General features: G+C 70.4%; 19 protein-coding genes. 10 read left to right on the forward strand and 9 right to left on the reverse strand.

The genetic code is table 11. The features are described 5' to 3' along the window. Positions 1 to 51: 51 nt before the first annotated feature. A complete protein-coding gene (locus LUX31_RS01560) occupies positions 52 to 1,182 on the reverse strand; it encodes an ROK family transcriptional regulator (RefSeq protein ID WP_235472700.1) in 1,131 nt (376 codons plus the stop codon). A gap of 355 nt (positions 1,183 to 1,537) precedes the next feature. Here LUX31_RS01560 and LUX31_RS01565 point away from each other — a divergent pair, with 355 nt between their 5' ends. From LUX31_RS01565 to LUX31_RS01590, 6 genes are all read left to right on the forward strand, one after another. Then, positions 1,538 to 2,437 (forward strand): N-acetylglucosamine kinase, encoded by a 900-nt coding sequence (locus tag LUX31_RS01565; protein ID WP_235472701.1) that lies wholly within the window; start codon positions 1,538 to 1,540, stop codon positions 2,435 to 2,437. Positions 2,438 to 2,633: 196 nt separating this feature from the next. Further along, positions 2,634 to 4,595, forward strand: coding sequence for a phosphatase PAP2 family protein (locus LUX31_RS01570; RefSeq protein ID WP_235472702.1), 1,962 nt, complete (start codon positions 2,634 to 2,636; stop codon positions 4,593 to 4,595). Between the two features lie 98 nt (positions 4,596 to 4,693). After that, positions 4,694 to 6,424 carry an ArnT family glycosyltransferase gene (locus LUX31_RS01575; RefSeq protein ID WP_235472703.1) on the forward strand — a complete coding sequence of 577 codons (1,731 nt, stop codon included), beginning with the start codon at positions 4,694 to 4,696 and terminating at the stop codon, positions 6,422 to 6,424. 47 nt (positions 6,425 to 6,471) lie between these two features. Beyond that, complete coding sequence (locus tag LUX31_RS01580) at positions 6,472 to 7,395, forward strand: MurR/RpiR family transcriptional regulator (RefSeq protein WP_235472704.1); 924 nt, start codon at positions 6,472 to 6,474, stop codon at positions 7,393 to 7,395. Between the two features lie 123 nt (positions 7,396 to 7,518). Further along, positions 7,519 to 8,970 carry an NF041680 family putative transposase gene (locus LUX31_RS01585; protein WP_235472705.1) on the forward strand — a complete coding sequence of 484 codons (1,452 nt, stop codon included), beginning with the start codon at positions 7,519 to 7,521 and terminating at the stop codon, positions 8,968 to 8,970. Between the two features lie 283 nt (positions 8,971 to 9,253). Then, the gene (locus LUX31_RS01590; protein WP_235472706.1) at positions 9,254 to 9,643 is read left to right on the forward strand and encodes a hypothetical protein; all 390 of its coding nucleotides are present in this window, start codon (positions 9,254 to 9,256) and stop codon (positions 9,641 to 9,643) included. A 16-nt stretch (positions 9,644 to 9,659) separates the two neighbouring features. Here LUX31_RS01590 and LUX31_RS01595 read toward each other — a convergent pair whose 3' ends face one another. Then, positions 9,660 to 10,328: a peptidoglycan-binding domain-containing protein gene (locus LUX31_RS01595; protein WP_235472707.1), complete on the reverse strand. Its 669-nt coding sequence runs from the start codon at positions 10,326 to 10,328 to the stop codon at positions 9,660 to 9,662. A 262-nt stretch (positions 10,329 to 10,590) separates the two neighbouring features. On the opposite strand from LUX31_RS01595, the gene LUX31_RS01600 reads away from it, so the two are divergent. From LUX31_RS01600 to LUX31_RS01610, 3 genes are all read left to right on the forward strand, one after another. Continuing rightward, positions 10,591 to 11,280, forward strand: coding sequence for a TetR family transcriptional regulator (locus LUX31_RS01600; protein WP_235479761.1), 690 nt, complete (start codon positions 10,591 to 10,593; stop codon positions 11,278 to 11,280). A 141-nt stretch (positions 11,281 to 11,421) separates the two neighbouring features. Next, positions 11,422 to 11,802 (forward strand): Zn-ribbon domain-containing OB-fold protein, encoded by a 381-nt coding sequence (locus LUX31_RS01605; RefSeq protein WP_235472708.1) that lies wholly within the window; start codon positions 11,422 to 11,424, stop codon positions 11,800 to 11,802. Positions 11,803 to 11,970: 168 nt separating this feature from the next. Next, positions 11,971 to 14,769: a hypothetical protein gene (locus LUX31_RS01610; protein ID WP_235472709.1), complete on the forward strand. Its 2,799-nt coding sequence runs from the start codon at positions 11,971 to 11,973 to the stop codon at positions 14,767 to 14,769. Between the two features lie 304 nt (positions 14,770 to 15,073). Here the strand turns inward: LUX31_RS01610 and LUX31_RS01615 are convergent, their stop codons facing one another. The 7 genes from LUX31_RS01615 to LUX31_RS01645 all read right to left on the reverse strand — a co-directional run bounded on the left by LUX31_RS01615 (position 15,074) and on the right by LUX31_RS01645 (position 22,906). Further along, the gene (locus LUX31_RS01615) at positions 15,074 to 15,460 is read right to left on the reverse strand and encodes a PPOX class F420-dependent oxidoreductase (RefSeq protein ID WP_235472710.1); all 387 of its coding nucleotides are present in this window, start codon (positions 15,458 to 15,460) and stop codon (positions 15,074 to 15,076) included. A gap of 108 nt (positions 15,461 to 15,568) precedes the next feature. Continuing rightward, positions 15,569 to 17,212, reverse strand: a complete 1,644-nt coding sequence (ltrA, locus tag LUX31_RS01620; RefSeq protein WP_328285638.1) for a group II intron reverse transcriptase/maturase — start codon at positions 17,210 to 17,212, stop codon at positions 15,569 to 15,571. A 296-nt stretch (positions 17,213 to 17,508) separates the two neighbouring features. Continuing rightward, complete coding sequence (locus LUX31_RS01625; RefSeq protein ID WP_235472712.1) at positions 17,509 to 18,771, reverse strand: glucarate dehydratase family protein; 1,263 nt, start codon at positions 18,769 to 18,771, stop codon at positions 17,509 to 17,511. Continuing rightward, positions 18,768 to 19,676 carry a 5-dehydro-4-deoxyglucarate dehydratase gene (locus tag LUX31_RS01630; protein ID WP_235472713.1) on the reverse strand — a complete coding sequence of 303 codons (909 nt, stop codon included), beginning with the start codon at positions 19,674 to 19,676 and terminating at the stop codon, positions 18,768 to 18,770. The genes LUX31_RS01625 and LUX31_RS01630 overlap by 4 nt, the downstream gene beginning before the upstream one ends. A 40-nt stretch (positions 19,677 to 19,716) precedes the next feature. After that, positions 19,717 to 20,661 carry a carbohydrate ABC transporter permease gene (locus tag LUX31_RS01635; RefSeq protein WP_235472714.1) on the reverse strand — a complete coding sequence of 315 codons (945 nt, stop codon included), beginning with the start codon at positions 20,659 to 20,661 and terminating at the stop codon, positions 19,717 to 19,719. Then, positions 20,658 to 21,584, reverse strand: a complete 927-nt coding sequence (locus tag LUX31_RS01640) for a carbohydrate ABC transporter permease (protein ID WP_235472715.1) — start codon at positions 21,582 to 21,584, stop codon at positions 20,658 to 20,660. Before LUX31_RS01640 ends, LUX31_RS01635 begins: the two co-directional genes overlap by 4 nt. After that, positions 21,581 to 22,906: a sugar ABC transporter substrate-binding protein gene (locus tag LUX31_RS01645; RefSeq protein WP_235472716.1), complete on the reverse strand. Its 1,326-nt coding sequence runs from the start codon at positions 22,904 to 22,906 to the stop codon at positions 21,581 to 21,583. Before LUX31_RS01645 ends, LUX31_RS01640 begins: the two co-directional genes overlap by 4 nt. 166 nt (positions 22,907 to 23,072) lie before the next feature. Here LUX31_RS01645 and LUX31_RS01650 point away from each other — a divergent pair, with 166 nt between their 5' ends. Continuing rightward, positions 23,073 to 24,047: a hypothetical protein gene (locus LUX31_RS01650; protein ID WP_235472717.1), complete on the forward strand. Its 975-nt coding sequence runs from the start codon at positions 23,073 to 23,075 to the stop codon at positions 24,045 to 24,047. Positions 24,048 to 24,139 lie beyond the last annotated feature (92 nt).

The raw sequence follows: 24,139 nt of genomic DNA on the forward strand, positions 1-24,139 counted from the left end.
GCCGACTTAGAAAGCGCTTGTCCGGACATTGGCAGACCGAGTCCGAAACCGTCAATGCTTCATCCGCGCCGCCTCGGTCACGGTTTGGACTCCCCTGACGACCGCGAGCCGCGCCGCGCCCACCACCGTGCCGAGATCACCGACCTGGCTGCTGACCACCTCGGTGGGCCAGCTCAGCCGCTCCAGCTCGGCCCGCACACCGGGCAGGAGCTGCGGAAACGAACCGGTGCTGCCGCCCAGGACGAGCAGCCCGGGGTCCAGTACGGCGGTCACCGCGGCGGCCAGCCGACCCACGTCCACCGCGTGCCGGTCGACGATCGCGCGGGCCGTGGCGGCGCCCTCTCCGGCCAGCGAAAACAGCCGATCGACGGTACGGGGGCATGAAACGTCGGATTCCGGCCAGATCTCGGCGGCCCGGCGCAGCAGGGAGTGGGCGCCGATGTACTCCTCCAGGGCCTCGTGGCGGGGCTCCAGGTCGTCGTCCCAGGGGTAGGGCAGCCGGGCCAGCTCTCCGGCCGCCCCGTTGGCCCCGGCCAGCACATGGCCCCCCACGACGATGCCGAGACCGATACCGACACCGATCCGGAGATAGCCGAAGGTGTGCCGGCCGCGCGCCGCGCCCTCGTGCAGTTCGGCGAGCGCGGCGCAGTTGACGTTGTTCTCGAGGTGGACGGGCACCCCGGGCGGCAGTGCCACGGCCACCGCGTCGAAGACGGGTCCCGCCTTGGCGGTCGCCGGACGCACGGTGCCCTCTTCGGCGCGCGCGGTGACGTCACCGACGGCCACGACGATGGTGCGCAGCGGAGCGCCGGCGGGGAGCGCGGACAGCGCGTCGCGCACCACGTCGGCGGCCTCCTCGCGGGAGCCGGTGGCCTCGGCGAGCAGGGTGCCGTCAAGGGCGCAGCCGCGTGCCCTGGTCAGGGCGGGGCCGAGGTCGACGGCGAGTACGGAGCCGGCCGCGGGACCGAGTCCGTACACGGCGGCGGAACGGCCCGTACCGCCGGACGCGATGCCCGAGTGGGCGGCGAGCCCGGCGCTCTCCAGCTCCGCCACGGCGGAGGACACGGTCGGCTTCGACAGGCGCGCCAGACTCGCGAGCTGCGGCCGGGTGGCCGTGCCCGCCCCGGCCAGCACGGCGAACACCGCGCTCGCGCTCTCGGTCAGGCGGGGGGCCTTCGCCACGTCGTGTTCCACAGTCTCCCCAAGGTCGAAGGCCGCGCTCCCCCGGCGGCTCGATGTCGTGACCTCGATGTCGTGGGATGCGGCGATGGGACGCCTTGATATCGCGTTTCCCGCCGCGTTCCGGCCCGTTCGGACCACCGTCGCGGTCGAGTGCGCGATACCTCTTGACACGCACTGTACTTCGTTAGTTAACTTCCTAACGAATGTCACGGTACTCGCCTGCCGTGTCCGCGAAGAGGCCTGTCCCGGGGCCTCCTTAGCTCTTCTGCAGCTCTTCATGTACGTCAGTTTTTTCCCTGCTCCAGACACGGTTCGCCCACCGTCGCAGCCACCGCGCAACGACGAAAGAGGATCCGTGCAGGACTCCGCGCCCATCGCCGTCGGTATCGACGTGGGCGGAACCAAGACCCACCTCCGCGCCGACGCGGGGAGCGTCACCGTCGCCGATCATGTGCGTTCGAGCAGCGGCTGGCGGCCGCACGACCCCGTGGCCGCCGCCGACTGGCTGTGCGCTGTGGTCGGCGAGGCGCTGCCCGTGGGCACCCTCCCCTCCTCGGTCGCCGTGGGCGGTCACGCCTGTGAGACGCCCCGGCAGTGCGAGGAGATCCGCTCCGTCCTCCAGGAACGTCTCGGCGTGCCGTGTCTGGTCGTCGGCGACGCCGAACTGCTGGTTCCGGCGGCGGGACTGGACAAGGGGGTCGGCCTGGTCGCCGGCACCGGCTCGGTCGCCGTCGGGCGGCGTTCCGACGGCACTCTCGTCCAGGTCGGCGGCTGGGGTGCCGTACTCGGCGACGAAGGCGGGGCCGCCGGTCTCGTGCGCGAGGCGGCGCGGGCCGTGTGGGCCGCCCACGACCGGGGCGAGGCGCCCGACGCACTCGCCGCGGGGCTCATTTCCACGTTCGGGGTGAGTGAAGTGCCCGCTCTGGGCGCCGCGCTGGAGAGCGCCACGGATGTCTCGGCCGAGTGGGGCCGGCACTCCCCCGTGGTGTTCGAGGCCGCGGAGAGGGGTTCCCTGATCGCCGAAGAGGTGATCGCCGAGGGCGGCAGGTCGCTCGCGTCGCTCGTGGTGCGGCTCGCCGGACGCGGGGTCACCGTCGACGACGTGGTGGTCTCGGGCGGTACGGTGCTCGCCCAACCCGCCCTGCACGACGCACTGTTGGCGTCCCTTGCCATACTCGTCCCCGGTGCGCGGCTGCGGCCGTTGCGGGTGGCGCCGGTGACGGGTGCCGTGGCGCTGGCCCGTTCATTCGTATGACACGTTCCGGCCATTGAGCAATCCCCGGCCGGACATCGCCCGACCGTAGATCTTCACCCGTACGACTCACCCTCATCACAGGCCACCTGTGGCCGGCACGTCTCATGTGCTCGTCCCATGTGCTCGCCGAGGCGCAGTCGCCCGCACCACCTTCCCTCCTGGCCGCACGGCCGAAGAACTCCAGAGAGGCACGCGCATGCCGTCTTCAGACGGACTCCACTCCACCGCGTCGTCGGGCCGGCCCGCCCTGAACCGGCGGAGCATCCTCAAGACGTCCCTGGCCGCGTCGGCCGGTCTGGTCGTGGCCCCGACCGTGCTCACCTGGGCGAGCGTCGAGGAGGCGAGCGCCGCGACCGCCGCCTCCTCGGTCGAGGCGAGGTCCGCGACGACCGCCGCCGCGTTCGTCGACGACTACACGACCAACATCGTCGCGAACAGCACGCCTGAGACCAACGCGGTGATCCGGATCCTCGGCGGCTTCGCCAAGGTGTGGAAGACCGGCGCCGCCTGGAACACGGGTACGCCGCTGATGGCCGACGTGCTGCGCGCCAACGTGCGCTACTGCGTCCGCATCACCCGTGCGCGCACCGAGGCGCAGGCGAGGGAGGCGTTCGTCTACGACCGCCAGCACCAGAGCTACGCGATGATCGCCGCGCTGGGCCCGCTGGCCGACCTGTACAAGTCGGGTGCCAAGGCGGTCACGTCGATCACGGCGGCGCCGGACACGACACCCGCGACCACGATCAGCGACTCCGTCCCGGCGGGCGCCCCGGCCGGATCGGCGCTCGGTGCTGGCTCGTACACCTCGGACCTCGGTCAGGTGGCGAAGCTGGTCGACACCGTGCGCGGCCCGTTCGCCTCCGGCAACCCCGCCAAGTTCGCCTTCCAGTACCCGCGTCCGTGGCGCATGAACGAGGACAGCGAGGTCGTCCCCACCGGTGCGACCGACGCGCTCGGCTACCCGGTGTACGAGTCCGACGTGGTCGTCGTCACGCAGCTGCTGCGGCAGCGCAGTACGAACCCGGCCGAGGACGGCGGCTTCCCCAGCGGCCACACCAACGCCTTCCACCTGGCGGCGCTGGCGTTCGCGTACGCGGTCCCGGAGCGCTTCCAGGAGATCGTGACGCGTGCCTTCGAGCTGAGCCACACCCGGATCATGTCGGGCATGCACTCCCCCGTCGACGTCCTGGGCGGGCGGATCATGGCCACCGCCCTGGCCGCCGCCGCACTCGCCGACCCGGCCAACGCCGGTCTCAAGGCCGCGGCGCGCGCCCAGGCCCTCGCCTACTTCCAGGCGCAGACCGGCACGACGGCGGACACCCTGTACGCGTACGCGCACACGGGCACCGACGCGTACGCCGACCGGGACGCCAACGCGCGTGCGGTCGAGCCGAAGCTGACGTACATACTCAACCGCAAGGGCCGCGACCAGGCGCTGACCGTGCCCAAGGGCGCGGAGGTGCTCCTGGAGACGCGTCAGCCGTACCTGGACGCGGCGCAGCGGCGCGCGGTGCTGCGCACGACCGCGCTGCCCGCCGGGTACGTCCTGCTCGACGGCGCCGAGCAGTGGGGCCGGCTCAACCTGTTCGCCGCGGCGGACGGTTACGGCTCCTTCGACTCCGACGTGACCGTGGCGCTCGACGCGGCGGCCGGCGGTTTCGGCGCGGCCGACGCCTGGCGCAACGACATCGACGGCCGGGGCGGACTGACCAAGAAGGGCACCGGCACGCTCACGCTGACCGGGCACAACAGCTACACGGGCGGCACGGTCATCGAGGCAGGCACGCTGGTCTCCTCCTCGGCCCACGGCCTCGGCCACGGCGACGTCGAGGTGCAGGGCGGGACGCTGCGGGTGACCGAGCCGGTCCAGCTGCACGGCACGTACTCCCAGAAGTCGGCGACGCTGGCGGTGACACTGCGCGCGGGCCGCCGCAAGGAGGTCGTGACGGTGACGCGCCGGGTGATCCTGGAGAAGGGCAGCGTCCTGTCCCTGACCCTCGACTCCGAGAAGCCGCCGGCCGTGGGCAGTGTCGTCTCCGTGATCGAGGCTCCGGTGCTGCGGGGCCAGTTCGACCGTATCGAGGTGAACTCGGACAAGGTTCGCGCGGTGCCGGTCTACACCTCGGAGGGTCTGTCGGTACGACTCCTGAAGCGGTAATGCACGCTGCGGGGCGGGAGCTGATGCGAGAGTAGGGCCATGGCCCGGCTCCGGATCACTCCCGCCGCCGCGCGGTCGGCGTCGCCGCGAGGCGGACGATGACGCGCGACCGGCACACGGTTCTCGCCCCGCCCGCCGTCGAGGCCCCGGTAGAGCTGCTACCCGGCGCCGCTCCCTCGCCCCCGACCGGACGCGCGCGACTGCTCGCCCTGCTGAGACACCACCAGCGCCTGCTGGTCCCGCTCGCCGTGGCCGTCCTGCTCCTCCAGATGGCCGTCGCGATGATCACCACAGCCGTCGAGCAGACACCCACCATCGACGAACCCGTGTACGTCGGCACGGCGGCCGTCTACCTCCACGAGCACAGCCTGCGCCTCAACCCCGAGCACCCGCCGCTGGGCAAACTGATCGTCGCCGCCGGAGTCGCCGCGGCCGACCCGCACTTCGACCGGCACTTCGAGGGCAACCAGGGCCAGGTGGGCCGCCATCTGCTCTACGAGTCCGGCAACGACCCCTGGCGGCTGATGCTGTGGGCGCGGCTTCCGGTGATCGTGCTGACGCTGCTCTTCGGTCTGGTGGTGTTCGCCTTCGGCAGTGAACTCGCCGGTCCGGTAGGCGGGTTGGGGGCGCTCGCCCTGTACGCGTTCTCGCCGGACGTCGTCGCGCACGGCTCGCTGGCCACGCTCGACGTACCGGCGGCCGGGTTCGTGCTGACGTCGGTGTGGCTGCTGTGGCGGGCGCGGCGACAGCCCCGTCTGTGTCTCCCGCTCGCCGGACTGGCGCTCGGGGCCGCCGTCGCCACGAAGATGAACACCCTCGCCGCGGTCCCGGTACTGCTTCTGCTGGCCGGTCTGTCGGTGTGGCACGCCCGGCGGACGTCGGCTCCGGGGGCACGCCGGAAGCTGCTCGTGCGCGCTGTGGCGGGCGCGGCCCTGGTGGCGCTGGTCGCGGTGGCCGTCGTATGGGCGTCGTATCTCGTCGTCGATCCCCGGCTGCGCTGGACGCCGACCGCTGGCCAGGTCCCGGTGGTGCACGGGCTGCGGGGGCAGCTGGCCGGGCTGCTGCCCTTCCCGGAGGCGTACCGCGACGGGATGCGGATGCAGTTCGGCCTGGAGAACGCGCACTGGGAGGGCTTCCTCTTCGGGCGGCACTACGAGGGTTCCCTCTGGTACTACCTGCCGGCCGCGCTCCTGGTGAAGACTCCGCTGGGCATGCTGGCGCTGTGGGCCGCGGGCACGGTCGCGTTTGTGACGGCTCATCAACTTCGGCCGGTGGCCCCCTACTTGCTGCTCCCGACGGCCGTACTGCTGGCCGCCGCCATGGAGGGGGAGCGGAACTTCGGGGTGCGGTACGCCATCTTCGTGCCGATGTTCGGTGCGCTGGCGGCGATCGGGGTGCTCGCGCTGCGGCGGCGGTGGGTGCCTGCCGTCGCGGCGGGGCTGCTGGTGTTCGTGGCGGTCAGTTCGCTGCGGACGTTCCCTCTCTATCTGCCGTACGCCAACGAGGCGTTCGGGGGTTCGGCGAAGACGCACGAGTGGCTGCACGACTCCAACGTCGACTGGGGCCAGGACCTGGGGCGGCTCGCGGACCGGCTGCGGGACCGGTACACGGGCCAGCACGTCTGGCTGGTCTACAAGGGCAGCGGAGTGCCGTCGTACTACGGGATCCACGCGTCGGATCCGCGCCGTCAGCCCGAACGGAACGTGCGCGGACTGCTGGTGGTGTCGGACTCCTCGATCGCCAAGGCGACGGGCCGGCTGGCGGTGCTGATCCACACCAGCCACGAGGTCGACGAGGTCGGCCACTCGATCACGATCTTCCGCCGGTGAACGGTGAGCTATGTTGAGTCGCTGTGGGAGACGAACGAGGCTCATCGGTGCCATCGCCGCAGCAGGCACGCGCCCAGGCGTCCGCGATCACCTCGGGGAAGACGGCCCCTGAGGCGGAGGCGGCGCCGGCCTCCCGGCTGCGGGAGCTGTTCGACGGGCCCCGGCTCTCCCCCGGGCAGCGGCGCATCGCGCAGTATCTGATCGAGCACATCACCGAGGCCGCGTTCCTGTCGATCACGGACCTCGCGGACCGCGTCGGCGTGAGCCAGCCGTCCGTGACCCGGTTCGCGGCGGCCGTCGGCTTCAGCGGCTACCCCGCGCTGCGCGAGCGGCTCCAGGCCATCGCGCTCAGCACCCTCGCGAGCGCGCCGGGCGCGGCGGAGGAGAACCGGAGCAACGAACTCCAGGCGGCCGTGGACGCCGAGATCGCCAACCTGGAGAACCTGCGGCGGGACTTCGCCGACCCCGACCGGGTGATCGAGGTCGGCCGCAGCCTGTCGCGCTCGACTCCGCTGACCGTGCTCGGGCTGCGTATCTCCGGATCGCTGGCCGAGTACTTCGCCTACGCCGCCCGCCGTATCCACCCCGACGTACGCCTGGTGACCCGGGGCGGCAGCGTCGCCTACGACGCGCTTCTCCAGTCGCGGGAGGCCGGGGGCACCTGGGTGCTGGCCTTCTCGATGCCCCGGCACGCGCAGGAGACGCTCACCGCGGTGCAGGTGGCCCGGCGGGCCGGGCTGCGGGTGGCCCTGATCACCGATCTGGCGCTCGGCCCGCTGGCCGACGAGGCCGACATCACCTTCGCCACCGGCACGGGCTCGCGGCTGGTGTTCGACTCGTACGCCGGGCCCGTGGTGCTGTCGGCCGCGCTGCTCCAGGCCATGACGGACGCCGATCCGGAGCGGACCCAGGGGCGCCTGGAGGAGTACGAACAGAGCGCCGACCTGCACCAGTTCTTCCTCCGGGACTGAGCTTGGTGTTTAACCTCGGCCGTTCACCTGACCCGCTGATCTTTGTTCGTTCCCGGGACAGCAGGGCGGCCGTTCTTCACGCTTCGAGGTGTCGAGCAACGTCGCGTGAAGGAACGGCCGCTGGTGAAGAGTCTCGCCGCTGAACAGTCCGCTGACGCCGCGTTGGGCGTCCTGTCCCACTTTCGTGTCCAGTTCTACGACTGCCTCTACACCCGGGCGGATGCGCTCTTCGAGCTCACCGACGCGGTGCTGTGCTCGGACGGCCCGGTCACCTCGCTGGTCGAGTTGACGCTAACGGCCGAGCACCGGCGTGGGCACGGGGCGATGTACGACGCGGTCAACCACGGCTGGCTGGAGCCGCGCCGTCTGCGCAGGCTGCTGGCCTCCACGCCGCTGCCGCGTGCCGCCGACGGGCGGATCGTGCTCGCGGTGGACGTGAGCAACTGGCTGCGACCCGACGCCCCCACCAGCCCGGAGCTGCTGTTCTGCCACGTCTACGGGCGAGGCCGCAGCGCGGATCAGTTCATCCCCGGCTGGCCCTACTCCGTCGTCGCCGCGCTGGAGACGGGACGCACATCCTGGACGGCCGTGCTGGACGCGATCCGGCTCGGGCCGTCCGACGACGCCACCGCAGTGACCGCCACCCAGCTGCGCGAGGTGGTCACCCGGCTGGTGCACGCCGGGCAGTGGCGGCCGGGCGACGCGGACATTCTCGTCGTCATGGACACCGGCTACGACGTCACCCGTCTCGCCCACGTCCTGGCCGACCTGCCCGTCGAGCTGGTCGGCCGGCTCCGCTCGGACCGCGTCATGCTCCGGGACGCCGGACCACGCCGATCCACCCCGCGCGGCGGACAGCCCCGCAAGCACGGCGGCGTCCTCACCTTCTCCAAGCCGGAGTCCTGGCACACCCCTGACCAGGCCACGACGTGCGACACCACCCGCTACGGCACGGCCGAAGCCCTCGCCTGGGACCGGATGCACCCCCGATTGCAGGCCCGTGGCCCCTGGCTCGACCACTGCGGCGAACTCCCCTTGATCCACGGCACGTTGATCCGGCTGAAGGTCAAGCACCTACCCGGTGACCGTGACCCAAAGCCGGTGTGGCTGTGGTCCTCGCGCACCGGCATGACCGGCTCAGACGTCGACCTGCGCTGGCAGGCGTTCCTCCGCAGATTCGATCTTGAACACACCTTCCGGCTGTTCAAACAGACCCTGGGCTGGACCGTCCCCAAGGTCCGCGATCCGCACACGGCCGACCTGTGGACGTGGCTGATCATCGCCGTCCACACCCAACTCCGCCTTGCCCGGCCCCTCGCCGAGGATCTTCGTCGGCCCTGGGAGCGGCCGGCGCAGCCTCGTCGGCTCACCCCTGCCCGGGTCCGCCGGGGGTTCCGCCACCTCCGCGTGAAGACGGCCCGTCCCGCCGACGTGCCCAGACCCTCCAAGCCCGGACCCGGACGCCCACCCGGATCGAAGAACCGCAGGCCAGCCCCGCGTCACGAACCCGGGAAGACCGTGAAACGAATCGAAACCCTCACCGAACACGCCCGCCTGAAACAGCAGCGAGGTTAATGATCAAGCTGAGTCCGCCCTCCCCCCATCCGCGCAGACCAACATATGGGCGTATAGGCGTTCATCCCGTTTTGTGCATGAATTTTTTCATACTTCTTGCAAACCGGACGGCATATATAAATACTGCTCACGGACCCGCTGCCGCCGTCTCCTACCCGCGTCGGCGCCTCGGCTGTCCGGACGGGTGTCGTCTGCGCGTACGCCCGTTGCGGCCCCGGCCATCCCCTAGGCCGGGGCCGCTGAATACCGTCGCCACCCTGTCGACGCCGCACTCCCGGAAGCGATGACCATGCCCCTGACCTCCACGATCGCCACGCGGACCGGCCCGGACTGGCCGTGTCAGGTCAAGATCCCCGGCAGCTACGACTGGGAGCGCTCGGCGGTCAAATGGCTGCGCGAGCTGGTGCCGACGCGCTACGCGGGCTACCCGACGCTGATCCGCCACCCCATCCTGCTGGCCCGCCACGCACACATCCAGGTCCAGCACGAGATCCGGGTCGCCCGCACCGCCCTCCAGACGGCCCGCGCCGACCTGCCCGGCCTCGGCCTGAGCGAGTCGGTCATCGAGCACACGATCAAGATGTACGCCGCCGAGGTGCTCCAGCTCCAGCACATCGCCCGCAGCATCCGCGAGGTCACCCAGGCCCTGATCGACACCCACGCCGCCCGCTGAGCGACCGCGAGGACACTCAGGACACCGACGCCGTACGGGACTCCAGGTCCTTGCGCGTGTCGTCGCCGTAGACGCCGGTCTCGTCGCCGCGGATGCCGTACCAGAGCTGGAAACGGGCCACGGCCTCGGCGAGGGCGGTGTCGTAACTGCCGCTCGTGGCACCGTCGGTGTACACGTCCGAGATGCGCAGCAGGCGTTCCTGGAGTTCGGTCACCTCGGGGCCGCTGTCCCCTTCCTTGAGAAAGCCGGGGTCGGCCGCAGGCGGTGCCGATGCGGTGGGAGCAGCCGAAGGAATGACGGAGGAGGCCGGCCCGGCCTCCTCGCCCTGGGCGTTGCCCGGGAGCAGCAGCGCGGAGGCGAAGCCGACCAGGGCCGCCGCGCCGACGGCGACCACGACGGCGACGCGGCGCAGATTCGGCCCGAACCCGAAGCCGGTCTCGACCTCTTCCCTCCGTTGGGCACGTCTGCGCGGGGCGACCGGGGGCAGTTCCTGCGTGGCGTCCTCGGCGCCGGGCACCGGGCTGGGCAGAATCACCGCCTCATAGCCCTCGGGTACGGCGGCCATCGCCTCGTCGTGCTCCCGCATGAGCTGCGCCAGCGCCTCGGTACGGCGTCGGCGTACTACGCGCGTCGGCTCCAGGGTCCGGCGGCGTTCCGGCCGGCCCGGTGCGGGCGGTGTCGACACTCTGCTCCCCTTCCCTGCATACGGACTGCGGCACGGACGTCTATCCGTTCCGCACAAAAACCGCGGACAGCGATGCCGTCGGCTCCGTGGAGTGATACGCGGTCGGGGGCCGCCCAGTTCAGCGCGACGGGCGGAGGTTGGCGGAGGTTGTGGGAACGCGGCGTCGACCGTATCTCCGGGGCACTCAGTTCCCCATACGCAGCGCACTGAGTGCCATCGGCCTCGCTCTGATGCTAGTTTCCCGTCCATGACCAAACCGCCCATGCGGGACGCCCTGGTCGCGGCGGCCTTCCAGCTGTTCCTGGAGCGGGGCTACGAGCAGACCACCGTGGACGAGATCGTGGCGCTCGCCGGGGTCGGGCGCCGGTCGTTCTTCCGCTACTTCCCCTCCAAGGAGGACGTGGTCTTCCCGGACCACGAGCGGTGCCTGGCCGACATGACGGCGTACCTCGCCGAGAGCCCCGAGGCCTCGGAGCCGGTCGGGCGGGTGTGCGCCGCCGCCCGCATGGTGCTGCTCATGTACGCCGAGAACCCGGCCTTCTCCGTCCAGCGCTACCGCCTCACCAAGAAGGTCCCCGGGCTGCGCGCGTCCGAGCTGTCGGTGGTCTGGCGGTACGAGCGGGCCCTGGCCGCGTATCTCCGCGAGCGGTTCGCCGGCCGGCCCGACGGAATGCTGCGGGCCGATGTGGTCGCGGCGGCCGTCGTCGCGGCCCACAACAACGCGCTGCGCTCCTGGCTGCGTTCGGACGGGGAGGGCGACGCGACCACGGCCGTCGACCATGCCCTGGACTATGTGAAGGCGGCGTTCGGCACCCCGCCGCCGGGCTCCGGCGGGAACGAGCCCGAAGTCGAGAGCGAGGACGTGGTGGTCCTCGTCTCGCGGCGCGGGGCGCCCATGTGGCGGGTCGTCCAGGAGATCGAGTCCGCGCTCACGAAACAACCCGAGAATTGAGGGTACGCAGTGCCTTTACGCATGACACTGAGTGCCATACCCTGAGGCCGTGCACGGTGGCACGGCGAACCGCGCACTTCGGATTCAGGCCGAGCGCAGGGAGATGACACCGTGTACCACTCACTAGGCGCCACTCGTCCGATGGCCGCAGGTTCCGCCACGGGCCTGCTCGATGCCCCGGCCGACACGAACACCCTCGTCTTCCAGCGCTGCGGCTGGTGCGCCACCGCGATGTACCACCGGCTGCTGTGCCCGGTCTGCGCGGGCAGCGACCTGCGTACGGAGCGCAGCGAGGGCACGGGCACGGTCCGGCACGCCACGGTCGTCCACCGGAACACACCGGCCGCTCGCAATGTGTCGCTGGTCGAGATGGCCGAGGGCTTCGTCGTACGCGGCCGGGTGATGGGTCCGGCCGCCGGCATCCACAGCGGGGACCGGGTCCGGCTGGCCACCGCGAAGGACCCGGTGCGCGGCGAGCCGGTGTTCCAGCTCCTTGACGAGCCGTACCGCGCCTGGATCTGACGTTCCGGCCGACGGCCTGACGGTCCGTCAACTCCCTTTCCCCCTTCTCCACTTCCTCCTTCTCCACTTCCCCACAGGCAACCCACAGGTCTCTGATCCCGTCCTCCGGGGCGAGAGGGGCCGTCGGGGAACCGGGGCTCCTGAGCAAGGGCCAGGAGGAGGAGACCATTGCTACGTGCCCGGCGAATATGGGTCACCGCTGCGGCGGTACTCGCGGTGGTGGGGGGATCGCCAGGATGGGCGCAGGCGGAGCCGTCGCCCCGGTCGGAGGTGGCCGCCCAACAGCTGCCCTCCGGCTGGACGTTCACCGGTGAGGGTGCGGAGCGGCAGCTCGTTTGGCGCTCCGGCAGACCGGTGCCGATGGGTGACGCGCGCGTCGAGTTCTACGCGGGCGACCGGTTGCTCGGCCGGCCAACGGCCGCGAAGGACGGCCGGATGTTCCGGCTCCCGCTCGAAGACGCCCTGAACGCCCGCGGCCTCAAGGGGTCCGAGGGGTTCGAGGACCTCCAAGTGCGCGCCGGTGGACGCCGGTTGGACGCGGCCGGACTGGCGGCGGTCCCTGACGAGCGGCGCGCGGCGATCGCCCCGCCCGCCCTGGCCCCGGCCAACCCCGTCGACCCCGGCAAGCCGGGTTCGTACCGTACGGTCTCGGGCGAGTACGCGCTCGACTCGGTGAAACTGCCCGGGTTCCCCGTGCCGGTGGAGATGAAGGCCGTGGTGGTCGCGCCGACCGGCGCCACCGGCCGCAGGCCGCTCGCCCTGTTCCTGCACGGCCGCCACTCCACCTGCTACAAGCCCGGCACCGACGAGATCAGCGGCGCGTGGCCCTGCCCGGCCGGCGAGAAGCAGATCCCGAGCTACCGGGGCTATCTGCGCGACCAGAAACTCCTGGCGTCGCAGGGCTATGTGACGGTGTCGATCTCCGCCAACGGCATCAACGCCCAGGACGCGGACGCCGAGGACGCCGGGGCACAGGCCCGCTCCTCCCTCGTACGGCAGCATCTGGCCCGCTGGGCCGACTGGTCGGCGAACCGCCCCTCGGCACCGGCGGTCGTACGGAACGCTCCGGTCGCCGACCTCTCGCGGGTGCTGCTGGTCGGTCACTCGCGCGGCGGCGAGGGCGTGAACCGGGCCGCGATGGACAGCCTGTACCGTCCGCCGGCCGACCAGGACGGGTACGGCGGCCCGGTGCGCTGGAACATCCGGGGCACGGTCCTCATCGGCCCGACGATCTTCGGCCAGAACCCGGTCGCCGACGTGCCGTCGGTGACGATTCTGCCGGGCTGCGACGGCGATGTGTCCGATCTCCAGGGCGAGTTGGCCCTGGACGGCACCCGTGGCATCAGCCGGGGCACCGCCCTGCACAGCGCGGTGTACGTGATCGGCGCCAACCACAACTACTTCAACACCGAGTGGACGCCGGGGCAGGCGCAGGCACCGGCGGACGACGACTTCTGGTCCGACCCGGACGAGAAGGACCCGGTGTGCAGTGTGGGCACCCGGACCCGGCTGACCGCCGACCAGCAGCACAAGGCGGGCGCGAGCTATATCGCGGCGGCGGCCCGGCTGTTCGTCGCGGGCGACGACCGGGTACGTCCGCTGCTCGACGGCTCCGGCCGGCGGGCCCCGTCCGCCGACCCGGCGCGCGTCCTCACACACGCCGTGGGCGGGAACCGCTCCGCCGGCATCCTGCCCGACGGCGCGGTGACCGTGCAGGGCGGCGGCGGACGGCTGTGCTCGGCGGTGGACGACCGGCCCTCGGTCAGGTGTCTGGCCGCGGACAGCGGCGGTGAGTCCCCGCACTTCGCGGGCTGGATGACGCGACGGGAGGTGGGCCGCCGCGCGGTCACCCTCAAGTGGTCGCAGCCCGGTACCGCGGTGCGTGTGCGTCCCGAGCGGCCGGTGTCCCTCGGCGGTGCCAAGGGCCTCGCCCTGCGTGTCGTCGTGCCGCCCAACACCACCGGGACACAGCTGGACGTGTCCGTCACCGACACCGCGGGCAAGCGCGCCACCCTCGGCCGGGTCCGGGTGGACGGGCTGCCCGGGAGCAATCGGACGGCCTCGTACTGGGCGCGGGAGGTCCGCGTACCGCTGTCCGCCGCCGCCTCCGCCGGGGTCGACCTGCGCAGGGTGCGGAGCGTGGACCTGACTCCGCGCAGCCGCTCGGGGCAGGCCTGGCTGATCGACGCCTGGAGCTGGCGCCCGGGAACGCCCGCGGTACGGCCGGCCGCGCTGCCGCGCGTCGACATCGGACGGCTCACCGTCAAGGAGGGCGACTCCGGCTCCCGTACCTACCGGGTACCGGTCCGGATCGCCGGGCAGGGCGGCGCCGGCGGCACGGTTCGGGTGTACGTCCAGGATCCCGGGTCGGAGACGGTGACGAACCGGCTGGTGACGGTACGCCCCGGCGAGCAGAGCATCGATGTGCCGGTGACGGTGAAGGGTGACACCCGGTACGACTACGACGCCTGGCAGTTCGTGTTCGTGAAGGCGGTGCGCGGGGCGGTGATCGGCTCGTACACCGGCGGGGTGACCGCCCTCAACGACGATCCCCAGCCCACGGTGACCGTCGCTCCGGTCGCGGACCGGGTCACCGAGGGTCAGCGGCTGACCTGGCGCGCGACGCTTTCGGCGCCGTCCGGCACCGAGATGAACGCGATCCTGGAGGTGCTGCCGGTCGCGGGCGGGGCCGAGCTGTCCACGACGGATGTTGATCCGGCGTGGCTGGAGGAGGTCTCCGGGGAGCCGCCGCTGCCGGAGCGGGCGTTGTCCTCGATCGAGGGGCTGTATCTGTGGGTGTCGATCCCTCCGGGCGAGGTGAGCGCGGAGCTGAGTATTCCTACGGTTGCGGACTCGGTGGTTGAGGGGGAGGAGTCTGTGCGGGTTCGGGTTACGGACTTCGATGAGGAGACGGGCGAGCCGGTGCCTGGACCTGAGTTTGTGGGGACGGTGTTGGACGGGTCGTAGGGGGGGTTGTTTGTTGGGTGCGGGTGCGGGTGCGCTGTGGCTTGTCGCGCAGTTCCCCGCGCCCCTAGGGGGCGGGGAAGGGGACTGCGTCCCTCTCCCCCGCCCGAAACAGACAGGTCGAGCAGCATGCCGCCGTCCCGCACGCCGGAGCGGATCCCGACCGTCAGTCCTTCGCGGTGGGCGAGTCGTACGGCGTCGAGGTCCGCCTTCAAGAGATCCGACGGCGAAATAGTTGCCATCTCTGCCGACACTGGTTCACCACCGGGAGCAAAAAGGAGGCTCCGCCGACCGTCGTACGAGACCGCTAGGTGAGAGTGATGCGGATCCCGACCGTGCCCGTCTTCCCGCGCCGCAGTCGGCTGCCGAACAGGGTGATGCGGCCCAACACGCCGTACTTACGGGCGAGGAGCTTGCGGTAGGCGTCGGTCGCGGGCTGGTCGAGTATCTCGGCAGTGGCGGGGACCGGGTCCCCGGTCGGGTTTCCGCGGAAGTCGCAGGGACCGACCAGAACGTCGGCCCGGTTGCGGATCCGCTTCACCTTCCACGCGTCCGCCACCGACCAGACGCCGAGCGCGTCCCCGTCCCGCACCACCCAGACCGGGGTGGCGACGGACGTGCCGTTCTTGCGGTAGCTGGTGATCAGCAGGTATTTGCCCGCAGCGAGCCGGTCCAGGGGGCTGGTTTCGTCCATTGGTAGTTGGAGGCGCGGTGCTCCTTGCGGGCCCGTTTCCTCCGTCCCCTTTCAATCCGTGCGTGCGGTTTTCCCGCACACGGCTTACCGATGATCTTCTTGACAGGATTACGCAGCCTTCGGATAGCGAATGGTGCCACGCAGTCGATACAGGCCGTGCCCGTTGAACCACTCTTCCGTCCATTCCCGCCACTGACCCTGCCGCAGGTTGCGCCCGCGCTTCTTGACCATCAGTCTGCGAAGTCGCCACACCACATATCTGTCAGCGTTCTGGAATTTCTCGGCGGCATTCCCGGTTCGGAAGTAATTGCCCCAGCCGCGCAGGATCGGATTCAAATCCGCGATCACATCACGGACATCCCATCCCGACCGACGGCAGTCGGTCCGTTCCCGGACCTTGTCCCGGAGTCTCTTCATCGCCGCCTTCGAAGGCCAGCGGTGCAGGTAGAAGCGGACTGTCCCGTACTTCTCCCACGACCTGCCTGAGAAACGGGCTCTGAAGTGGCAGCCGAGGAAGTCGAGTCCTTCCCGGCCCTCTCTGAGGTCAACAATCTTCGTCTTGTCCGGGTGCAGTCGCAGCCCCAGCGAGCCGAGGATCTCCCCGACCGCATCCAGGGCAGCTCCGGCCTGGCGGGCCGAACGGCACAGAACGACTCCGTCGTCGGCATACCGCACCAGCTCACCAACCCCTTGCCTCGTCAGCTCGGAGTCCAGAACATGCAGGTAGATGTTGGCCAGCAAGGGCGAGATCACCCCGCCCTGAGGCGTCCCGGCGACCGTCCGCCGGACCTCACCGTCCACCATCACCCCCGCCTGCAACCACAGACGGACCAGCTTGAGAACCCTGCGATCCGACACCCGACGCCCCACCTCGGCGAGAAGCCGACCGTGGTCGATCTCGTCGAAGAAGCTCCGGATGTCAAACTCCACGACAAAGTGACGGCCCTTGACAAAGCCGACTCGAAGCCGTTCCATCGCCTGCGTCGCCGACCGTTTCGGACGGAATCCATACGAGCACGGGGAGAACCCCGCCTCGAAAACCGGCTCCAGAACAATCTTCGCCGCCTGTTGGGCCACTCTGTCACGGACAGCAGGAATCGAAAGCGGCCTGATGCCACCCTGCGGTTTCGGGATGCCCACACGCCTGGCGGGCGCGGGACGATACGTGCCTGCACGCAGAGAAGCCTGGAGTTCACCGAGCAACCGCCCGACCCCGTATTCCTTCTCCACGAATACCAGAGTGACCCGATCCACCCCAGCACTTCCACCATTGGCCCGGACCCGTTCCCACGCCTCCCACAGCACATCACCTCTGTGGATACGGTCGTACAGGGCGTGGAAACGCCGCTCCGGAGACTGCTTGGCCGCAGTCCATAGCCCGCGTTGAAGTTTTCGCACTTTCGAGACGGACGCATGCCCGTCCACTACGACGGGGGATGCCCCGCCGGGGTGGTTGGACCGGGCAGACCCGGCCATGCCCTCGCGCTTACCCTCGCTACGGACGTGATCAAAGTGGGGGTCCTTCCCTCCCGGCGCGTTATGTTGCACGCCGATCAGCGGTACTACGGCCCCCTCGGACTCCCGCTGCCCTCCGGACGACTTCACCATCGGCTTATACGTCCGGTCTCCTGCCCGATGCCAGGCGTGGTCAGACGGGTCTCTCCTGTTCCGGCCCAGACTGTGCACACGTGCCGCCCTCCGTACCCCGGGAGAACCCCGGAGGCTGACCCCGGAACAGGGCCCCCAGGACATGGCCTTCGCCCGGACATGAGGGGCTCGGCTTCTCCGCTTTGACTCTGACGAGGCTGCAAGGTTCGCTTCACGCTACGGCCCGCGTGCTTGCTCCCTCCAAAATGAGGCTCTTGACATCCCGCTCAGCCCGCCGCGTCTCCACGACGAACCGGGACCTGCTACCGGGCACTCCGGTGCCTACCCGGACGGGACTTCCACCCGCGAGCCTGGACCAGCTTTCAGGACGCAACATGGCCGGGAGTCTAGGCGCCGGGACTCCATCCGACCCCCGGCGCCCCTCCCTCACTTGCCGGCCGTCACCAGCGTGGCAGCCGGCGCTCGTACTCCGGCCGGATCCGCCGCATGTACCCGGTGTCGTCGCGGTTCCGGATCCCGGAGTCGAGGTAGCGGCGGTGGGCTCGGGCCAGGGCGTCGGGGTCCAGCTCTACGCCCAGGCCGGGGCCCGTCGGTACCTTCACCGCGCCGTCGCGGACCTCGATGGCGCCGGGGACGATGACGTCGTCCGCCGAGTTCCACGGGTAGTGCGTGTCGCAGGAGTGCGCCAGGTTGGGGATGGCCGCGCCGACATGGGTCATCGCGACGAGGCTGATGCCCAGGTGCGAGTTGGAGTGCATGGACAGCTCGATGCCGAACGCCTCGCAGACAGCGGCGAGTTCACGGGTCCGGCGCAGTCCGCCCCAGTAGTGGTGGTCGGTGAGGAGGACCTGGATCGCGTTCTGTTCGACGGCGGGGCGCAGATGTTCCCAGGCGATCACGCACATGTTGGTGGCGAGCGGCATCGCCGCTTCCTTGGCGACCTCGGCCATGCCGAGGATGGTGGCGGTCGGGTCCTCCAAGTACTCGATGACGCCGTCGAGTTCACGGGCGACGTACTTCGAGGTCTCCACCGACCAGGCCGTGTTGGGGTCCAGGCGCAGCGGCTGCCCGGGGAAAGCCTCGGCGAGCGCCTTCATCGCGGCGATCTCCTCGTCGGGCGGGAAGACACCGCCCTTGAGCTTGAACGAGGTGAATCCGTACCGCTGTTGCATCAGCCGGGCCTGGGCCACTACCCCGGCCGGGTCGAGGGCCTCGCCCCATTCGTCGCCGATGGCTTCGCGGCCGTCGAGGGCGGGGTGTTCGGCCCACTTGTAGAACAGGTACGCGGCGAAGGGCACCGCGTCCCGGACCTTGCCGCCGAGGAGGTCGCTGACCGGGCGGCCGAGCAGCTTGCCCTGGGCGTCGAGACAAGCCACCTCCACGGCCGAGGTGGCCCAGCCGCGTTCATGGGAACTGGGCACGGTCGGCGACAGGACGGCGTCGATCGCGGCCGCGACGGCCGTCGTGTCGAAGACGTCCATACCGACGACGACCTTCGCGGCCTCCTGGAGCCGTTCGAGTCGGGCGGTGCCGCCGGGCGACTCACCGAGGCCCACCGTGCCGTCCTCCAGGACGAGTTGGAGGATGCAGCGCAGGGCGAGCGGTTCGTGCACACCGTCGGCGTTGAGCAGGGGCGGGTCGTCGAACGCGATGGGGGTGACGACGAGTTCACGGATACGGGTGCCGACTCCGGTGCTGCTCATGCTCCAACCGCCTCCAGACCGTGGTCGATGAGTTTCGCCAGCCGGGCCACGTGCTCCGGCGTCGGGTCGAGCAGCGGAGCGCGGACGCCGCCGACGTCCAGGCCCCGGAGGGTCACCCCTGCCTTGATCAGGGACACCGCGTATCCCGGTACCTCGTCGCGGAGTTCGACGAGGGGGCCGTAGAACTCGTCGAGGAGCTTGGTGACCAGGGGCTCGTCGCCCTCCCCCAGCGCCCGGTGGAACGCGGTGGCGATCTCCGGGGCGAAAGCGAAGACGGCGGACGAGTAGAGGTCGACGCCGACGCCCTGGTAGGCGGCGGCCGTCATCTCGGCGGTCGGCAGGCCGTTGAAGAAGGCGAAGTCCTCGCCGCCGGGCAGGGCCCTGATCGCGCGCACGATGCGGTGCATGCGTTCGAGGTCGCCGATGCCGTCCTTGAGGCCCACGACACCGGGCAGGGCGGCGATCTCGGCGGCCGTGGTCTCGGTGAGGCGGGCGGTGCCGCGCTGGTAGAAGATCACCGGGAGCCCGGCGGCCGACGTCACCTCACGCGCGTACCGGACGAGGCCCTGCTGCGGTGCGGTCACCAGGTACGGCGGCAGCAGCAGGATGCCGTCGGCGCCGGCCTCCCGGATACGGGTGGCCTCGTCGACGGCCACGGGCAGCGGACCGCCGGCGGCGGCCAGGACGGGGACCCGGCCGGCCGTCGTGGCGACCGCGATCCTGGTCGCCTGTTCGATCTCGTCCGGTGTCAGCGCGTGGAACTCTCCGGTGCCGCAGGCGACGAACACCCCGCCGGCCCCGGCCGCGACCCCGGCCTCGATGTGCCGGGCGAGGAGTTCCCCGTCCAGCGATCCGTCCGCCCCGAAGGGCGTGACCGGAAAGAACAGCACTCCTTGGAACTTCATGTCTCCCTCAAGCGTGGGGGGTTGATGTCACTGGGTGGGTTCAGCCCTTGGTGGCACCGGCGGCGATGCCGGTGACCAGCGAGCGCTGGAGGAGCAGATAGACGATCAGGCTGGGTACGAGGGCGATGACCGCGCCCGCCAGCACCACGCCGGAGCCGACCTCGGGGTCGGTGCGCAGGATGGACAGGGCGACGGTGACCGTGTAGTCGGTGGGGTCCTTGGAGGCGATCAGCGGCAGCAGGTACTGGTCCCAGATCATGATGAAGCCGAGGACGCCGGCCACGCCGAGCGCGGGCTTGCACAGCGGCAGCACGATCTGCCACAGCATGCGCAGCTCGCCGACGCCGTCGAGGCGGGCGGCCTCCTCGATCTCGTCGGGGATGTCCTTCATGAACTCGGTCAGCATCATCACCGAGAAGCCCCAGGCGCCCAGCGGCAGGATGACGCCCCAGACGGTGCCCTTGAGGTCGAGGTGGACCACCGGGACGTCACCGAGGACCAGCGACAGCGGGATCGCGATGACCTCCTCGGGAAGCATCATCGTCAGCATGAACAGGGTCAGGACCAGGGCCTGGCCACGGAAGCGGTGCCGGGCGAGCGCGTAGGCGGCGAGCGTGCAGACCACGAGCTGGAGCAGGAGTCCGCCGCCCGCTATGACGAGCGAGTTGGAGAAGTAGTCCCAGATGCCGCGTTCGCCGGCGACCGTGAAGTTCAGCAGCGTGCTGTCGTGCGGCAGGAAGGAGAGGGACGAGCCGCTGGCGTTCTTGGTGAAGGCGCCCGAGAGGATGGCGAGGAAGGGCGCGGCGAAGACGGCCAGGGCGATCGCACAGAGCAGGATCCTCAGGGCCCAGGCGGCGCCGGGCCTGTCGTTCCAGCCTAGGGCGGTGTCGAAGCGGGCCGGGGTGGTCCGCTGTGCCTTGCCGGACCGCTTCGGCGCCGGCTTCGGGACCGTCGTACGGACGGGGTCGATGACGGGGGCGCTCATCGCACGTCTCCCCTCTTGCGGAAGTGGTTGACCGTGACGGTGAGCAGCAGCGTCACGCAGAGCAGGACGACGGAGGCCGCGGAGGCGCCGCCGATGTCGTTGCGGGTGAAGCCGAGGGTGTAGGCGCGGGTCATCCAGACCTCTGTGGACCCGGCCGGGCCGCCGCCGGTGAGGACGTACACCTCGGTGAAGACGCGCAGCCCGCGGATCGCGGCGAGGGTGAGGACGATGCCGAGGGCGGGGCGGATCGCCGGGAGGGTGACGTACCGCAGCCGCTGCCAGAGGGAGACGCCGTCCATCGCGGCGGCCTCGTACAGCGAGCGGTCGACGCCCGCGAGGCCGGCCATGATGATGACCATGTTGTAGGGGGCCCAGATCCAGATGCCCATGACCATCGTCGACCAGAGGGCGATGCCCGGGTTGTCGAGGAACTGGACGGGGCCGAGCCCGAAGAGGTGCAGGCCGCTGTTGAGGAGGCCGTCGGAGGTCGGGTAGTACATCAGCCGCCACAGCTCGCCGACGACCGCGGTGGCCGTGACGGCGGGCAGGAAGACCGCGGTGCGCACGATCTTCAGCGAGCGGGCCTGGCCCTCCAGGAGCAGGGCGAGGACGAAGCCGAGGAGGATGGCCCCGAGGGACTGGCCGATGCCGAGGACGAGGGTGTGTCCGATGGCGTCCTGGAAGCGGTGGTCGGTCAGGACCCGGGTGTAGTTGTCGAGGCCGATCCACTTGTCGCCGAGGAAGGGCCGGACGTCGAAGAAGCTGAGCCAGACGCCCTTGGCCATCGGCCAGAACTTGAAGACGAGGGCGAGGAGCAGGCCGGGGGCGAGGAACAGCCACGGCACCACGGACTTCTTGGTGAGGCCCCGGCCCCTGCGCGCCCCGGGGGCAGTCGCCGCGGGGGTGGTCACGGTAGCGGTCATTTCAGCAGGTCCTGGTCCTTGAGGTCACCGTCGAGGGTCTCGTTCAGCTCGCCCAGCTGGGAGCGGACATCGCCGCCGCAGTACGTGAAGATCGCGTTGAGGCTGTCGGCGGTGTCCTGCTTGATGGGGGCGAAGTCGGGTGCGTTCGGGAACTGCTGCGAGGCGTCCTCGTACGCCTTCTGCACCACGCTCCAGCGGGGGTCGTCGCGGACCGTGGCCGCGTCGAGCGTGGAGTTCACGGGGATGCGGACGACGGGCTGGTTCTCACCGGTCATCGCGAGCCGCTGGCCCTCGGGAGAGACGAGGAACGCGGCCAGTGCCTGTTCCTGCTTCGCCTTCCCGGTCCGGGCGCCGAAGTAGACGTTCTCGCCGTCGGCCAGTACGTCACCGCCGGCCGGGCCCGCGGGGGCCGGGACGACCTCGTACTTGTCCTTGCCGAGGGTCTGGTCGAAGGTGGCGATGTTGTACGGGCCGGTCAGGTACATCCCGGCGTTGCCGTCCTGGAAGTTGGTGGCGGTGGAGGTGACGGCGGTCAGGGCGCCGGGCTGGGTGACAGCGTTGTCACCGCAGAAGAGGTTGTCCTTCATCCAGGTCACGGTGTTGACGGCGGCGGCCGAGTCCATGGCTGCCTTGTAGGTGCCCTTGCCGTCCGGTTCGACGATCTTCACGCCGCCCTGCCAGAGGAAGCTGGCGCCCCACCAGGCGGCGTAGCCGTTCTGGGCGCTGCCGGGGACGACCATGCCGTAGGTGTCGGCCTTGCCGTCGCCGTCCGGGTCGCGGGTGGCGAAGGCCTTGGCGACGCTCAGCATCTCCGGCCAGGTGGTGGGCGCTTCGAGGCCGAGCTTGGCCAGCCAGTCCTTCCTGATCATCAGGGTCTGGGCCTGGCGGGAGTAGGGGATGCCGTAGTGCTTGCCGTCGATGCCGACGGTCGAGGACCATGACTTGGCGGTGATCTGCTCGTGGCCCGCGATCGAGTCGGGGTCGATGGCCTTCAGCAGCCCCTGGCTCTGGTAACTGCCCATCAGCGCCGTGTCGTTGATCATGACGTCCGGCAGGTCCCTGGTGGACGCGCGGCTCTGCAGCTGCTGGTCGAAGTTGATGACCGGCTGATAGTCGATCTTGATTCCGGTCTTCTTGGTGAAGGCGGCGAACACCCGCTCATAGGTGGCGGCGGGGTCCGGGTTGCTCCGGGTCCACACCTCCAGCGTGTTCGGGTCGCCTCCGGCGCTGTCGGAGCCGGCTCCGCAGGCGGCCGTTCCGAATGCGAGCCCCGTGGCGACGAGCCCGGCGGCCAGGCGGCGACTTCGTCGGCGATCGCCCATGGAAGTTCTCCGTTCATATTCGTGAACGTCTTTCACGAATCTAAATGATCGCTGTAAGCTACGAACGGTTTCAGCCGTATGTCAATACAAGGTTCGGAGTTTTCACGGACGTCACACCAGTCGTCCCGCCGCGATAACCAGATGCTCCGGCAGGCCCCCGTGGGGGATGCTGGCCGGTGTGACCGAGATCGCCTGCGACGAGTCGGGGTCCGACGGCGAGAACCTGACCGGCGGGAACACCGACGTCTTCGCGCACGGCAGTGTGGATGTGCCCAGGGCGGACGCGGCGGCGGCCATCCGGGAGATCCGCGACCGCATCCGGTCGCCCGCCGAGGAGTACAAGGCGAACCATCTGCTCCGGGAGAAGCACCGGGCGGTCCTGGAGTGGACGCTCGGCCCGTCGGGGCCACTGCACGGGCGCGCGTACGTCCACCTCACGGAGAAGACCTTCTTCATGGTCGAGCGGGTCGTCGACCTGCTCCTCGGTGACCCGGCCGGCGCCGCTCCCCTCTTCCGTGCGGGCGCGCACACCTTCGGGGCCGAGCGCTGGAAGGCGTTCCTGGCGGCGACCAACGCCCTGCTGCGGGTACGCGGTGACGCCAACGGCGGTCCCGGGGCGCCCGTGGACGCGTTCTTCCGTGCGGTGGACGCCCTGGCCGAGCGGGCGCCGGGGCTCGGGGACGAAGAGGTGGCCGACGTCCTCAAGCTGCTCGGCGGCGCCCGCTCCCGGGCCGAGGAGCAGCGCGCCCGGCTGCTCGCCTCCCCCGCCCTGATCCCCGTACTGAACCCGCTGCTGCCCGCGATCGTGCGGACGGCCGCGTACTGGAGTGCGGGCGGGCGGGCCGTCACGCTGGTGCACGACCGGCAGAACATGCTGACCGAGGAACGCATCGAGTGGCTCAGGGAGACGGCCCGGATCGAAGGCCTGCGGCTGGTCGTCGCACGGGACGACACACGGGTCCAGCTGGCCGACTTCCTCGCCGGGATCGCCCGCAGCATCGCCTCCCACGAGCTGAACGGACGCGGTGACGCGACCCTGACGGCGCTGCTGCGGCCGTACGTGGACAGCAGTTCCGCATGGGGTTCCGTCTGGGGCGAGGAGCGCAGCAAGCGACGGCTTTTCGGGGCTGTTCACAGCTGATCCGTCACTGCGGCGTCAGGATCCTCGCCAACATCAACAACCTTGTCTAGATTGCCGGTTGACACTCCCTCGCAGGTGCCCCAGGAGCTGCT

The sequence above is a fragment of the Streptomyces sp. GQFP genome, assembly GCF_021545335.1.
Taxonomy (GTDB): Bacteria; Actinomycetota; Actinomycetes; order Streptomycetales; family Streptomycetaceae; genus Streptomyces.